This is a genomic window from Mesorhizobium sp. WSM3866, from assembly GCF_002294795.1.
Lineage (GTDB): Bacteria > Pseudomonadota > Alphaproteobacteria > Rhizobiales > Rhizobiaceae > Mesorhizobium.
Window position 1 is genome coordinate 87,919 of the sequence record NZ_NSGC01000004.1, and the last position, 12,472, is coordinate 100,390.

The 12,472-nt window shown below is 64.4% G+C and carries 14 protein-coding genes; 6 read left to right on the forward strand and 8 right to left on the reverse strand.

Annotated elements, in window-relative coordinates; all coding sequences use genetic code 11:
- Window positions 1-2: 2 nt before the first annotated feature.
- The 6 genes from CK222_RS10975 to CK222_RS11000 are packed head-to-tail and all read left to right on the forward strand — an operon-like array spanning window position 3 to window position 5,021.
- Window positions 3-1,124, forward strand: a complete 1,122-nt coding sequence (locus CK222_RS10975) for a mandelate racemase/muconate lactonizing enzyme family protein (protein ID WP_095800402.1) — start codon at window positions 3-5, stop codon at window positions 1,122-1,124.
- A 2-nt stretch (window positions 1,125-1,126) separates the two neighbouring features.
- Window positions 1,127-1,456 (forward strand): L-rhamnose mutarotase, encoded by a 330-nt coding sequence (locus CK222_RS10980; protein ID WP_095800403.1) that lies wholly within the window; start codon window positions 1,127-1,129, stop codon window positions 1,454-1,456.
- Window positions 1,449-2,522: a Gfo/Idh/MocA family oxidoreductase gene (locus CK222_RS10985; RefSeq protein WP_095800404.1), complete on the forward strand. Its 1,074-nt coding sequence runs from the start codon at window positions 1,449-1,451 to the stop codon at window positions 2,520-2,522. The genes CK222_RS10980 and CK222_RS10985 overlap by 8 nt, the downstream gene beginning before the upstream one ends.
- Window positions 2,523-2,530: 8 nt before the next feature.
- Window positions 2,531-2,983 (forward strand): MaoC/PaaZ C-terminal domain-containing protein, encoded by a 453-nt coding sequence (locus CK222_RS10990; protein WP_067326205.1) that lies wholly within the window; start codon window positions 2,531-2,533, stop codon window positions 2,981-2,983.
- Between the two features lie 15 nt (window positions 2,984-2,998).
- On the forward strand, window positions 2,999-3,730 hold the full coding sequence (locus tag CK222_RS10995; protein ID WP_095800405.1) for an SDR family oxidoreductase: 732 nt from the start codon (window positions 2,999-3,001) through the stop codon (window positions 3,728-3,730).
- Between the two features lie 13 nt (window positions 3,731-3,743).
- Window positions 3,744-5,021, forward strand: a complete 1,278-nt coding sequence (locus tag CK222_RS11000; RefSeq protein ID WP_095800406.1) for an L-fuconate dehydratase — start codon at window positions 3,744-3,746, stop codon at window positions 5,019-5,021.
- A gap of 78 nt (window positions 5,022-5,099) precedes the next feature.
- On the opposite strand, the gene doeB is transcribed toward CK222_RS11000, so the two are convergent.
- From doeB to ehuB, 8 genes are all read right to left on the reverse strand, one after another.
- A complete protein-coding gene (gene doeB / locus CK222_RS11005) occupies window positions 5,100-6,101 on the reverse strand; it encodes a N(2)-acetyl-L-2,4-diaminobutanoate deacetylase DoeB (RefSeq protein WP_095800407.1) in 1,002 nt (333 codons plus the stop codon).
- 5 nt (window positions 6,102-6,106) lie between these two features.
- Window positions 6,107-7,285, reverse strand: a complete 1,179-nt coding sequence (doeA, locus tag CK222_RS11010) for an ectoine hydrolase DoeA (protein ID WP_095800408.1) — start codon at window positions 7,283-7,285, stop codon at window positions 6,107-6,109.
- A 37-nt stretch (window positions 7,286-7,322) separates the two neighbouring features.
- Complete coding sequence (locus CK222_RS11015; protein WP_095800409.1) at window positions 7,323-8,315, reverse strand: cyclodeaminase; 993 nt, start codon at window positions 8,313-8,315, stop codon at window positions 7,323-7,325.
- Window positions 8,312-9,307, reverse strand: a complete 996-nt coding sequence (gene eutB / locus CK222_RS11020) for a hydroxyectoine utilization dehydratase EutB (RefSeq protein WP_095800410.1) — start codon at window positions 9,305-9,307, stop codon at window positions 8,312-8,314. The genes CK222_RS11015 and eutB overlap by 4 nt, the downstream gene beginning before the upstream one ends.
- Before the next feature lie 12 nt (window positions 9,308-9,319).
- A complete protein-coding gene (gene eutA / locus CK222_RS11025; RefSeq protein WP_067327080.1) occupies window positions 9,320-10,096 on the reverse strand; it encodes an ectoine utilization protein EutA in 777 nt (258 codons plus the stop codon).
- A 5-nt stretch (window positions 10,097-10,101) separates the two neighbouring features.
- Window positions 10,102-10,761 carry an ectoine/hydroxyectoine ABC transporter permease subunit EhuD gene (ehuD, locus tag CK222_RS11030; RefSeq protein WP_067002307.1) on the reverse strand — a complete coding sequence of 220 codons (660 nt, stop codon included), beginning with the start codon at window positions 10,759-10,761 and terminating at the stop codon, window positions 10,102-10,104.
- Window positions 10,762-10,777: 16 nt separating this feature from the next.
- Window positions 10,778-11,437 (reverse strand): ectoine/hydroxyectoine ABC transporter permease subunit EhuC, encoded by a 660-nt coding sequence (ehuC, locus tag CK222_RS11035; protein ID WP_067326184.1) that lies wholly within the window; start codon window positions 11,435-11,437, stop codon window positions 10,778-10,780.
- A gap of 181 nt (window positions 11,438-11,618) precedes the next feature.
- The gene (gene ehuB / locus CK222_RS11040) at window positions 11,619-12,419 is read right to left on the reverse strand and encodes an ectoine/hydroxyectoine ABC transporter substrate-binding protein EhuB (protein ID WP_245307596.1); all 801 of its coding nucleotides are present in this window, start codon (window positions 12,417-12,419) and stop codon (window positions 11,619-11,621) included.
- Between the last annotated feature and the right edge of the window lie 53 nt (window positions 12,420-12,472).

A 12,472-nucleotide genomic window follows, 5' to 3' on the forward strand; every position in this document is an offset into this window, starting at 1 on the left:
CGATGGCGAAGATCGAGAAAGTCGAGCTTGCAATGGTCGATCTGGTGCCGAAGGTGAAGCGTACCGACGCCATCCAGAGTTTCGTCAGCCAGGAGACGCCGATCATCACCATCACCGACGCCGACGGCGCGGTCGGCATGGGTTACAGCTACACGATCGGCACCGGCGGCTCTTCGGTGATGCGGCTTCTGGCCGACCACCTCGCGCCCCGCCTGATCGGTGAGGATGCCGACCGGATCGAGGCGATCTGGCACGATCTCGAATTCGCCACGCACGCCACCACCATCGGCGCCATCACGGCCATCGCGCTCGCCGCCATCGACACTGCGCTCTGGGACCTTCGGGCGAAGAAGCAGAAGCTGCCGCTCTGGAAGCTCGCGGGCGGCGCCAAGGACCGCTGTCCGCTTTACACCACCGAAGGCGGCTGGCTGCACATCGAGACTGAAGCGCTTGTCGAAGATGCGCTGGCCGCCAAGGCGAAAGGCTTCACCGGCTCGAAGGTCAAGATCGGCAAGCCGCACGGCGCCGAGGATTTTGCCCGGTTGTCGGCCGTGCGCAAGGCGGTCGGCGACGGCTATGAGATCATGACCGACTGCAACCAGGGTTTTACCGTCGACGAAGCCATCCGGCGCGCCGAGCGGCTGCGCGATCTCGATCTCGCCTGGATGGAGGAACCGCTGCCGGCCGACGACATAGACGGCCATGTGCGGCTATCGAATTCGACGGCGACGCCTATCGCCGTCGGCGAGTCGCTCTATTCGATCCGCCATTTCCGCGAATATATGCAGAAGGGCGGCTGCAGCATCGTCCAGGTCGATGTCGGCCGCATCGGCGGCATCACGCCCTGGCTGAAGGTGGCGCATATGGCGGAAGCCTTCGACATGCCGATCTGCCCGCATTTCCTGATGGAACTGCATGTCAGCCTGGCCTGCGCGGTGCCGAACGGCAAATATGTGGAATATATCCCGCAGCTGGATGAGTTGACGGGCAAGAAGACGGTGATCGAAAACGGCCACGCCCTGGCGCCGGACGAGCCGGGACTCGGCATCGACTGGGATTTCGATGCGATCAAGGCGCTGAGCATCGTCGAATTCAGCGTCACCGTCACGGAGCGGAGGAACTGAGAATGCAGCGAATGGGCATGGTGCTTGGCCTGAAGCCGGAAAAGGTCGAGGAATATGTGCGCCTGCACGCCGCCGTCTGGCCGGACGTGCTCGAGATGATCGCCGCCTGCAACATCAAGAACTACTCGATCTACCTCAAGCGGCCGGAGAACCTGCTGTTCTCCTATTTCGAGTATCACGGCACCGACTATGCCGCCGACATGGCCAAGATGGCCGCCGATCCGAAGACCCAGGAATGGTGGTCGGTCTGCATGCCATGCCAGGAACCCTTGCCGACAAGGCAGGAGGGCGAGTGGTGGGCGACGATGGATGAAGTCTTCCACCATGACTGATGCCTTCGATCCCGCCTCGCTGGCGCAATCCTGGCCAAGGCCTGCAAAGCCGCGTCCGATCGTCACCTTCGGCGCCGGCTCGATCGTCGGTGATGCGCATTTCCCGGCCTATCGCAAGGCTGGTTTTCCAATGGTGGGTCTCTACGATCCGGACCAGGCCAAGGCTCGGAAACTGGCCGAACAATGGGGCGTGACGGCATTCGGCTCGGTGGACGAGGCGGCCGCCGTCAAGGATGCGATCTTCGATCTCGCAACGCCGCCCGGCCGGCACGCCGAGGTGCTGAAGGCCCTGCCCGACGACGCGGTCGCATTGATCCAGAAGCCGATGGGCAACTACCTTGGCGAGGCAACCGAGATCCTTGAAATCTGTCGCGCCAAGAAGCTCAAGGCTGCAGTGAATTTCCAGCTTCGCTTTGCGCCGATGATGCTGGCGCTGAAGGACGCGATCGCCAAGGGCTGGCTTGGCGAGGTCGTCGACTTCGATGCCTGGCTGGCGCTCGCAACGCCGTGGCAGCTCTGGGAATTCCTGCTTACGGCGCCGCGTGTCGAGATCGCCATGCATTCGATCCACTATCTCGACCTGATCCGGCAGCTTCTCGGCGACCCGAAGGGCGTGCATGCCAAGACGCTCGGCCATCCCAATCACAAGGTCGCGCAGACCCGGACAAGCGCCATCCTCGACTATGGCGACACGGTGCGCTGCGCGCTCTCGATCAACCACGATCATAAGTTCGGACGGCGGCATCAGGCCTGCGAGTTCCGTATCTGCGGCACCGAGGGCGCCGCCTACGTCAAGCTTGGCCTCAATCTCGACTATCCGCGCGGTGAGCCCGACGTGCTGGAAATCCACCCTAAAGGCGGCTCCGATTGGGTCGGCGTGCCGCTCACCGGCGAATGGTTCCCCGACGCCTTTGTCGGGCGCATGGCCAATGTGCAGCGCTTCGCCTCCGGGGAAGACAAAGAGCTGGTCAGCTCCGTCGAAGATGCCTGGAACACCATGGCACTGGTGGAAGCCGCCTATCGTTCGAGCGCCGCGCCGGCGACGCCGCTCACCGCAAAACCGTAAGGAACGGCATGGAACAGGTCACCTATTTCGACGACTACGAGATCGGCTCGTCGCGGCTGACCAGCGGCCGCACCATCACCGAGACCGACTTTGTCGTCCATGCCGGCCACACCGGCGATTTCTTTCCGCATCACATGGACGCCGAGTTCATGAAGACGACGCCCTTCGGCCAACGCATCGCGCATGGCACGCTGGTGTTCTCGGTCGGCGTCGGCCTGACCGCGAGCGTCATCAACCCGGTCGCCTTCTCCTACGGTTATGACAGGCTGCGCTTCATCAGGCCGGTCTTCATCGGCGACACGATCCGCACGCGCACGACGATCGCCGCGAAGGAAGACGATCCGAAGCGGCCGGCCTCCGGGCGCGTCATCGAACGCGTCGAGGTTTTGAACCAGCGCGACGAAGTCGTGCTGGCCGCCGATCACATCTATATCGTCGAGCGGCGCCCCCGGCTCGGCTGAAGATGGAGACACAACATGGCTGATCTGACAGGCAAGGTGGTGGTCGTAACGGCCGCTGCGCAAGGCATCGGTCGGGCTAGCGCGTTGGCTTTCGCCAAGGCTGGCGCGATCGTCCACGCCACCGACATCAATGAAGCGGCGCTGGCCGATCTCGGCGGCCACAAAGGCATCGTCAGTCGCAAGCTCGACGTGCTGAACGACGACGCCGTGAAGGCCGCCTTCGCCGAAATCGGCCGCGTCGATGTGCTTTTCAACTGCGCCGGTTTCGTCCACTCCGGCTCGATCCTGGAGATGAAGGACGAGGACCTCGACTTTGCCTTCAACCTCAATGTGCGCGCCATGATCCGCACTATCCGCGCCGTGCTGCCCGGCATGCTGGAGCGCGGCGATGGTTCGATCATCAACATGGCATCGGTCGCCGGCGCCCCGAAAGGCGTGCCCAACCGCTTCGCCTATGGCGTGACCAAGGCGGCCGTGATCGGGCTGACCAAGTCGATCGCCGCCGACTATGTCGGCACAGGCATTCGCTGCAACGCGATCTGCCCCGGCACGGTGGAGAGCCCCTCGCTCGAAAGCCGCATGCGGGCGCAAGGCGACTATGAGGCCGCCCGTGCCGCCTTCATCGCCCGCCAGCCAATGGGAAGGTTGGGCACGGCGGAGGAGATCGCCGATCTTGCCGTCTATCTCGCCGGCGCCACCTATACCACCGGGCAGGCCTATAATATCGACGGCGGCTGGTCGATCTGATGAGGCACCGAGCATGACCCGCATTACCGATCTTCGCGTCTTCGATCTGCGCTTCCCGACGTCGCAGAGCCTCGACGGGTCGGACGCGATGAATCCGGACCCCGATTATTCGGCCGCCTATGTCATCCTCGACGCCGATAGCGAGGGGCTCAGCGGCCACGGGCTCACCTTCACCATCGGCCGGGGCAACGAGATCTGCTGCGCGGCGATCGAGGCGCTGCGCCATCTTGTTGTCGGGATCGACTTGGACTGGGTCAAGCAAGATCCCAGCCGCTTCTGGCATCACGTGACCGGCGACAGCCAGTTGCGCTGGATCGGCCCGGACAAGGGCGCCATGCACCTCGCCGTCGGCGCGGTTGTCAATGCGGTCTGGGATCTTTGGGCCAAGCAAGCCGGCAAGCCGGTCTGGCGTCTGGTCGCCGAGATGAGCCCGGAAGAGATCGTGCGCATCGTCGACTTCCGCTATCTCACCGATGCGATCACGCCGGCCGAAGCGCTGGAGATCCTGAGGAAGACCGAGGCCGGCAAGGCCGAGCGCATCGCCACCCTCGAGCGCGAAGGCTATGCCTGCTATACCACATCGGCCGGCTGGCTCGGCTATCCCGACGACAAGCTGAGGCGCCTCTGCCAGGAAGCAGTCGACGAGGGGTTCAATCACATCAAGCTGAAGGTCGGCCGCGATCGCGCCGACGACATCCGCCGTCTCAGGATCGCCCGCGAGGTGATCGGTCCGGACCGTTACCTGATGATCGACGCCAACCAGGTCTGGGAGGTCGACCAGGCGATCGACTGGCTGCGCGATCTTGCCTTCGCCAAGCCCTTCTTCATTGAGGAGCCGACCAGCCCGGACGATGTCGCCGGCCATGCCAAGATCCGCAAGGCGGTGGCGCCGATCAAGGTTGCGACCGGCGAGATGTGCCAGAACCGCATCATGTTCAAGCAGTTCATCGCCGGCGGCGCGATCGATATCGTGCAGATAGATTCCTGCCGCATGGGCGGCCTGAACGAGGTGCTGGCCGTGCTTTTGATCGCCGCCAAGTTCGGCTTGCCGGTCTGGCCGCATGCCGGCGGCGTCGGCCTGTGCGAATATGTCCAGCATCTGTCGATGATCGACTATGTCGCGGTGTCGGGCACCAAGGATGGACGGGTGATCGAATATGTCGATCACCTGCACGAGCATTTCGTCCAGCCCTGTGTCATCGAGAATGCGGCCTACATGCCGCCGACGGCGCCGGGCTTCTCGATCGAGATGAAGCCGGATTCCATCGCCGCCTATCGGCACCAAGGCTGAATTCGAGCCGTGGCGGAGGCGGCCTACACCTGCGTTACGGCATCGCCTCTCCAAGCACTCAGCACGATTTGGCGCGCGTCAATCGACCTCGACAGCAAGCACCGCGGCACAATCTCCGGCCTTGACCAGGCCGGGGAAATGACGCGCGGCCAAGAGCCCCGACATTCTCGCCTTGATCTCCTGGGGCGCGGTGCCGGTGTGACCGGTCGAATGGATGCGCGCCACGACCTGGCCTTCCTCCACCTTCTCGCCGAGATCGATCATGGTCTCGATCATGCCCTCGTCTTCGGCAAATGCAAAGCAGTCGCCCGAAGGCATGTCGAGCCATTGGGTTTGGCTCTTCTCGACGGCGCCACCAACGATGCCGGCATGGCGAAGCACATTGAGGATGCCACGGCGAGCGATGCGCACCGTCTCGGCCCGGGCCGTGCCGCCACCGCCGAGCTCGGTAGTGACGAAGACCTTGCCCATCTGCTCGGCCGCGGTGTCATACATGCCAACGGTATCGATCTCGGTCATGCGCATCGAGAACGGAGCCGCGAAGGCCTCGACCGCGGCGAAGGCCTTTTCCTCCTGCTCCTTGTCCAGCAGCGTATGCGCGGCGCAGAACGGCACGAAGTCCAGCGTCTTTCCGCCGGAGTGGAAGTCGAACACGATGTCCGCCCGCGGCAACAATTCGCGCTGGAAATAGTCGGCGATCTTTTCCGTCACGCTACCGTCCGGCCGGCCAGGAAAGCTGCGGTTCATGTTGCCCTTGTCGATCGGCGAGGTGCGGCTGCCGGCGCGGAACGCCGGATAGTTCATCGCCGGCACGATGATGACGGTACCGGTGACATCCTTCGGGTCGAGCGTGCGGGCGAGCTCGTAGAGCGCCAGCGGGCCTTCATATTCGTCGCCGTGATTTCCCCCGGTGAGCAGCGCCGTCTGCCCCTTGCCGTTACGGACGACACAGATCGGAATCATCACCGACCCCCAGGCGGAATCGTCGCGGCTGTAGGGCAGGCGCAGGAAGCCGTGCTGGACACCGTCGCGCTCGAAATCGACCGTCGGCGTGATCGGCGATGGAGGCAGAGCTGACATCGGGCTCAATCCTTGACGAACAGCTTGCGCGGCACGTTGGCCAGGCACTCGACGCCGGTCTCGGTGATCAGGATCGATTCGGTGATTTCAAGTCCCATTGTCTCGAGCCACAGACCCGTCATGAAATGGAAGGTCATGCCGGGCTTGAGCTCGGTGCGATCGCCGGGGCGCAGGCTCATCGTGCGCTCGCCCCAATCCGGCGGATAGGAAAGACCGATCGAGTAGCCGGTGCGGTTGTCCTTGACGATGCCGTACTTCTTCAGCACGGCGAAGAAGGCATTGGCGATGTCCTCGCAGGCATTGCCCGGCTTGGCGGCGGCAAGGCCCGCCTCCATGCCCTCGAGCGTCGCCTTCTCGGCGTCGAGGAAGGCTTGCGTCGGCTTGCCAAGGAAGACGGTGCGCGACAGCGGGCAGTGGTAGCGGTTGTAGCAGCCGGCGATCTCGAAGAAGCTGCCCTCGCCCGCCTTCATCGGCTGGTCGTCCCAGGTGAGATGCGGCGCCGAGGCGTCGGCGCCCGATGGCAAGAGCGGCACGATCGCCGGATAGTCGCCGCCGATGCCCTCAACGCCGCGCGTGCCGGCATCATAGATCTCGGCGACCAGATCGCATTTGCGCATGCCGACCTCGATCTTGTCGACGATGCGCTGATGCATGGCCTCGACGATGCGGGCGGCCTTGCGCATATAGTCGATCTCGGTCGGGCTCTTCACGGCGCGCTGCCAGTTGACCAGCGCGGTGGCGTCGACGAAGCGGGCGTTGGGCAGATGCTTCTGCAGCGAGGCGAAGGCAGCCGCCGAGAACCAATAATTGTCCATCTCGACGCCGATGGTCAGCTTGTCCCAGCGGCGATCGGCAAGCACGCTGGCGAGATGGTCCATCGGGTGCCGCTCGGTCGACTGCACATAGTGATCGGCGTAGCCAATGATGTTGTCATGCGCGAGATAGGCGGTGCGCTTGGCGCCGTTGGCATCCTGGCCGCGGCCATACCAGACCGGCTCGCCCGAAGGCGGCACGATGACCGCCTGATGCACATAGAAGGACCAGCCGTCATAGCCGGTCAGCCAGGCCATGTTGGAGGGATCGCTGACGATCAGCAGATCGACCCGCTTGGCCTCCATGGCTTTCCGCGTCTTGGCAAGGCGATCGGCAAATTCGCTTCGCGAGAATTTCAGGTTTGGCTGCATTTTGTTGGTCCTCGTTTGTTGGGCCTCGCGGCCATATTCAGCTTTCGAAAATCGTTCCCGCCTTCGCTGCCCGCGCGCGGTCGCGGGCTAAAGTGGCGATCGCGGTGTCCTGCACGCCGGTGCCAGTGAGATCGGCGAGGGTGATGTCACCGGCCGATCGTCGTCCGTGCTTTTTCCCGGCGATGATCTGGCCGAGCTCGGTGACTTCCGCGTCGGCCGCCATCGCCCCTGCCTCGATGGCGTGGTGAAGCTCGCCCAAGCGCCGCGTCTGCTTCGCGCTGTCTGCGACATAGAGATCTGCCAGGCGAAGGATCGCCGGCGCGATCTCGTTCTTGTGCTCGGCATCCGAGCCCATCGCGGTGATGTGCTGGCCGGCCGAGACGAACCCGGCCTTGATCAGCGGCTCGGTCGAAGGCGTGGTGGTGACGATGATGTCGGCGCCCGCTGCCGTCCTCGCCGCATCCGGCTCGGCACGCACCATGATGCCCAGTCTCTCGCGCAAGCGGGCCGCGGTCGCCTCGGCCTTGGCCGCATCGCGCGCCCAGACGCGCGCCTCCGCGATCGGCCTGACGAGACGCAGCGCTTCCAATTGCAGGCCGGCCTGCAAACCGGCGCCGAAGATCGCCGCTATGCTGGAGTCTTCGCGCGACAGATGCTTGGCCGCGACTGCGCCGGCTGCGGCGGTGCGCACATCGGTCAGATAGCCATTGTCGAGCAGCAGCGCCTCGACCACACCGGTCTTGGCCGAAAGCAGCACCATCATGCCGCCGCCGCTCGGCAGGCCGAGCTTCGGATTGTCGAAGAAGCCGGAGCTTATCTTGACGGCGAAGCCATCTATGCCGGGCACGTAGGCGGACTTCACGTCGACCTCGCCGCGATGCTCGTGAATGTCGAGCCTCAAGATTGGCGGCATCGCCACCGGCATTGTCGCCAAAGCCCGAAAGGCGTTCTCGACGCAGGCGACCGCATCCAGATCGAGCGTCACGATCTTGCGCAGGTCTGTTTCGGTGAGGATGGTCATGCGGCTCATGTGGGGCGCTCCGTCAGTGCAGCGTTGCCGCAGACGATGCGGCGATGCAGGCTCATGTCGATGTTGCGGCCAGACAGGATGGCCACCACCGGTCCTTTCGCAGTGACCTTCCCAGCAAGCAGCGCGCCGATGCCGACCGCGCCCGCGCCTTCGACGATCTCGCGCTCCTGCTCATAGGCATGCCGAATGCCGGCGGCGATCTCGTCCTCGGAAAGCAGGATGACGTCGTCGAGCAGCTCACGGCACATGGCAAAGGTCAGCCGGTTATCGAGGCCGATGCCGCCGCCCAGCGAGTCCGCAAGCGTCGGCAATTCCTCGATCTGCACGGGGCGGCCGGCATCGAGGCTCGCCTTCATCGCGGCACCGCGCGACATCGAGACGCCGACGACTTTGGTGGCCGGGCTCACCCCCTTGACCGCCGCCGCAACGCCGGCTGCCAGGCCGCCGCCGGAGAGCGGCACTAGCACACTTGCTGCGTCCGGAACCTGCTCCATGATCTCCAGCCCCAGCGTGCCCTGCCCGGCGACGATGTCGGGATGGTCGAAGGGCGGCAGCATGACCAGCCGCTCCTCCGCGACCAGCCTGTCGACCTCCTGCTGGGCATCGTCCTGGCTGTTGCCGACGATGCGAATATCCGCGCCGAGGCGGCGGATTGCGTCGAGCTTGTTCTCGGGCACCAGCCTCGACATGCAGATCACCGCCCGCATGCCCTCGAGCTTCGCCGCATGGGCCAGCGCGCGGCCGTGATTGCCGGTCGATGCCGCGACGACGCCGCGCGACCTTTCCTCCGGACTCAACGCGGCGATCGCGTTGGACGCGCCACGCAGCTTGAACGCGCCGGTCGTCTGGTGATGTTCCAGCTTGAGGTGAACGGGATGGCCCACGCGATCCGAGAGGCTTTGCGACAACACAGTCGGCGTCCACTCGACCTTTCCGGCAATGCGTTCGCGCGCAACGCGGATATGCTGAAGCGTGACTTCCGTTTTGGTCATTGGCATGCCCGCTCACCGGGCCAATGGCTTCGTCATCAGCCGGCCGAACTGCGGCCGCGCCGTGTCGTCGCCGCAAAGCCGCAGGCAGTTCCAGGCGCTCGCCTGGTTGCTGGTGACGACCGGGCGGCCGATTGCCTCCTCCATGCCTGGAACGGCGAGCGCCGCGCGTAGCGCGGTGCATGAAACGAACAGCGCATCCGCCTGCGCATGCGTCGCCTTGCGCGCCAGATCGACGAGCGAGGTAGGCTCGATGCGTGCCATCTCCCGATCGTCCTCGAAGCCGAGGCAGGTGACGCTCTCGATGTCGAAGCCGTGCGCGGCGAAATAGGCGGCCATCGGCCGGCTGGTCTCGACAGTGTAAGGGGTGAGAATGCTGATCCGCTTCACGCCAAAAGCGTTGAGGCCGCGCACGCCGGCCATGGGCGGCGTGACCACGGGAACATTCGGCTTGGCCGCCTGGATCGCCTGCTCGATCTCGGCGTCGCCGATCACCACGGAAGCAGACGTGCAGGAATAGCAGACGGCATCGAGCGTCTCGTCCGGCAGGATCAGTGCCGCGCCCGCCGAAAGCGAGGGCTGCATCTTGCGCAGATTGTCCGGCGTCGTCGGATTGGCGTAGGGGATGCGCGCGACGTAGACGCCGATCCGCTCGCTCGCCACCATGCGGCGGAAGTCGACCTCGCTGGTATGATCGGTGGCCAAAGCAATCAGCCCGACGCGCTTTTCGAGCGGACGCGCATCGAGTGCGGGCCGGGTCGATGCCAGCTCGATTTCGGGCAACAGTTTCATGACTTTCATCTCTCGATCCTGCCGTAACGACGCTCCAGCCAGCGCAACAGCACGACGGAGCAGAGGCTGATGACGAGGAAGAAGGCGCCAACCAGCGTCATCGGCTCGATGTAGCGGTAATAGGTATTGGCGACGCTCTTGGCTTGGTTCATCAGCTCCAGCACGGTGATCGCCGAAAGCAGCGGCGTCTCCTTGAACATGGCGATGAAGTAGTTGGCCAAGGCCGGGATCATCGGCGGGATCGCCTGCGGCAGGATGACATGCGTCCAGGTGTGGCGGCCGTTAAGATTGCAGGCCTTGGCAGCCTCCCACTGGCCGCGCGGCACATTGTCGATGCCGGCGCGATAGACCTCGGCCGTATAGGTGCCGTAGTGCAGTCCAAGCCCGATGACGCCCGCCACCAAGGGCGGCAGCAGGATGCCGATATCGGGCAGGACGTAGAAGATGAAATAGAGCTGCACCAGAAGCGGCGTGCCGCGGATGAATTCGGCGAACCAGCCGACGCTGCGCGACACCGTGCGGTTAGGCGAGCGCCGCGCCAGCGCGATCGCCAGACCGACGATCCCGGCCAGGATCGAGCCGAGCACGGTCGCCAGGATCGTGATCTTCACCCCCTGGATCAGGGTCGGCATGATCTCCCAGACAAAGTTCCAATCCCATTCCATTAGCGGGCCCATTCCATCAGACACGCACTCCGTCGAGACCGCGCGCCATGCGGCGCTCCAGCGAGCGCACGCCCCAGGAGATGATCAGCGCGAGCGCGAAATAGATGACGAGAACGGAGACGAAGGGCATCAGCGTGCTGCCGGTCTGCGAGCGAACCACCTGCGCCTGGAAGGTGAGATCGGCAAGCGAGATCAGCGATACGACCGAGGTCGCCTTGAGCAGCTCGATCGCGTTGTTGCCGAAGGTTGGCAGCATGATGAGCAGCGCCTGCGGCAGGATGACGTAGCGCATGCCTTGCCAGCGGCCGAGATTAAGCGCGGTGCAGGCCTCATATTGCTCACGGCCGATCGACAGGATGGCGCCGCGCACAACTTCCGCCGCATAGGCCCCGACATTGAGCCCCAGCGCCAGCACGCCGGCCTGCAAAGGCGTCAGCGACAGACCGGCGAAGGGCAGCACGAAATAGGCCCAGAACAGCTGCACGAAGATCGAGGTGCCGCGGAAGAACTCGATATAGGTCGTGGCAATCGCGCGCACGATGAAGAAGCGCGACACACGTCCCATGCCGGCGAGAAAGGCCATGACGAGCGCGAGCACCGACCCCATCAGCGTCAGCTCGATGGTGACAAGCGCTCCCTGCAATATCAGGCCGAGATAGCCGGACCACTGGGTCATTGAGTTTCAAATTTTCCTAACGTTTGCAGTCGTTGCGAGAGGCTGCGACAGCCTTGTCCCCGCCCACGGGAGAAGATGCCGTCAGGCAGATGAGGGGCAGCGCTGACCTTGAAATGCTGGCGCGCCGCCCCTCATCCGGCTCTTCGAGTGACCTTCTCGCCGCAAGCGGGAAGAAGGGAGATTACTTCGCCGCGCAGAGCTTCTCGCGCGTCGTCGACATCGCCGCCTTGGCCGAGAAGCCGTAGGGCTCTATGATCTTGGCGAACTCGCCGGACTTCTTCATCTTGGCGAGCTCGACGTCATAGGCATCGCGCAGCGCCTCGTCGCCCTTCTTGAAGGCGGCGCCGTCGCAATAGACCGGCGCGCCCTGCACCGGCGCGATCACTTCGAGATTCGGATCATTGGCCTTCTTGATGAGGTCGTTGATCGACAGAACGGGCAGCGAATAGGCATCGATGCGGCCGTCCTGCACCATCTTCAGGCCGCTCTGGCCGTCCGGCACGACGATGACGCGGTCGCGCGGCACGCCGGCATTGAGCGCCAGCTTCTCCTCGGTGCCGCCGCCCGGCGCGCCGATAGTGGCCGACGTGTCCTTGGCGACGTCCTCATAGCTCTTGAAACCCTTCGGGTTGCCCTTCTTCACCAGCATCGCTTCCGCATCGCACAGCACCGGCTCGGAATAGGCGACCGCCGCGCAGCGCTCAGGCTTCATGAACAGGCCGGCGGTGACGACGTCGAAGCGGCCGGCCTGCAGGCCGGGGATCATGGCGCCGTATTCAGAGATGGAGGCGACGATATCGTTGACGCCGAGGCGCTTGAAGATCTCGCGCGCTACGTCGGGTGCAGCGCCCGAGACCTTGCCGTCCGCGGCGACCGCCGTGTAGGGCGGCTCGTTGGCAATGGCGACGCGGGCAAAGCCCTGCTGCTTGAGCTGCTCGAGCTTTGCGTCGTCTGCCGAACGCGCGCCGGAGGCGAGCAGCATGGTGCTTACGGCGAGACCGGCGACGCCAGCCAGGATGCCAAGTTTCTTCATCG

What these genes read in the sequence shown, in the direction of transcription:
- ehuB (WP_245307596.1), bottom strand. Translation starts at nt 12,419, where the DNA reads ATGCTGCTCGCCTCCGGCGCGCGTTCGGCAGACGACGCAAAGCTCGAG.
- eutA (WP_067327080.1), bottom strand. Translation starts at nt 10,096, where the DNA reads ATGAAACTGTTGCCCGAAATCGAGCTGGCATCGACCCGGCCCGCACTC.
- CK222_RS10990 (WP_067326205.1), top strand. Translation starts at nt 2,531, where the DNA reads ATGGAACAGGTCACCTATTTCGACGACTACGAGATCGGCTCGTCGCGG.
- CK222_RS11015 (WP_095800409.1), bottom strand. Translation starts at nt 8,315, where the DNA reads ATGAGCCGCATGACCATCCTCACCGAAACAGACCTGCGCAAGATCGTG.
- CK222_RS11000 (WP_095800406.1), top strand. Translation starts at nt 3,744, where the DNA reads ATGACCCGCATTACCGATCTTCGCGTCTTCGATCTGCGCTTCCCGACG.
- ehuD (WP_067002307.1), bottom strand. Translation starts at nt 10,761, where the DNA reads ATGGAATGGGATTGGAACTTTGTCTGGGAGATCATGCCGACCCTGATC.
- ehuC (WP_067326184.1), bottom strand. Translation starts at nt 11,437, where the DNA reads ATGACCCAGTGGTCCGGCTATCTCGGCCTGATATTGCAGGGAGCGCTT.
- CK222_RS10995 (WP_095800405.1), top strand. Translation starts at nt 2,999, where the DNA reads ATGGCTGATCTGACAGGCAAGGTGGTGGTCGTAACGGCCGCTGCGCAA.
- doeB (WP_095800407.1), bottom strand. Translation starts at nt 6,101, where the DNA reads ATGTCAGCTCTGCCTCCATCGCCGATCACGCCGACGGTCGATTTCGAG.
- doeA (WP_095800408.1), bottom strand. Translation starts at nt 7,285, where the DNA reads ATGCAGCCAAACCTGAAATTCTCGCGAAGCGAATTTGCCGATCGCCTT.
- eutB (WP_095800410.1), bottom strand. Translation starts at nt 9,307, where the DNA reads ATGACCAAAACGGAAGTCACGCTTCAGCATATCCGCGTTGCGCGCGAA.
- CK222_RS10980 (WP_095800403.1), top strand. Translation starts at nt 1,127, where the DNA reads ATGCAGCGAATGGGCATGGTGCTTGGCCTGAAGCCGGAAAAGGTCGAG.
- CK222_RS10985 (WP_095800404.1), top strand. Translation starts at nt 1,449, where the DNA reads ATGACTGATGCCTTCGATCCCGCCTCGCTGGCGCAATCCTGGCCAAGG.
- CK222_RS10975 (WP_095800402.1), top strand. Translation starts at nt 3, where the DNA reads ATGGCGAAGATCGAGAAAGTCGAGCTTGCAATGGTCGATCTGGTGCCG.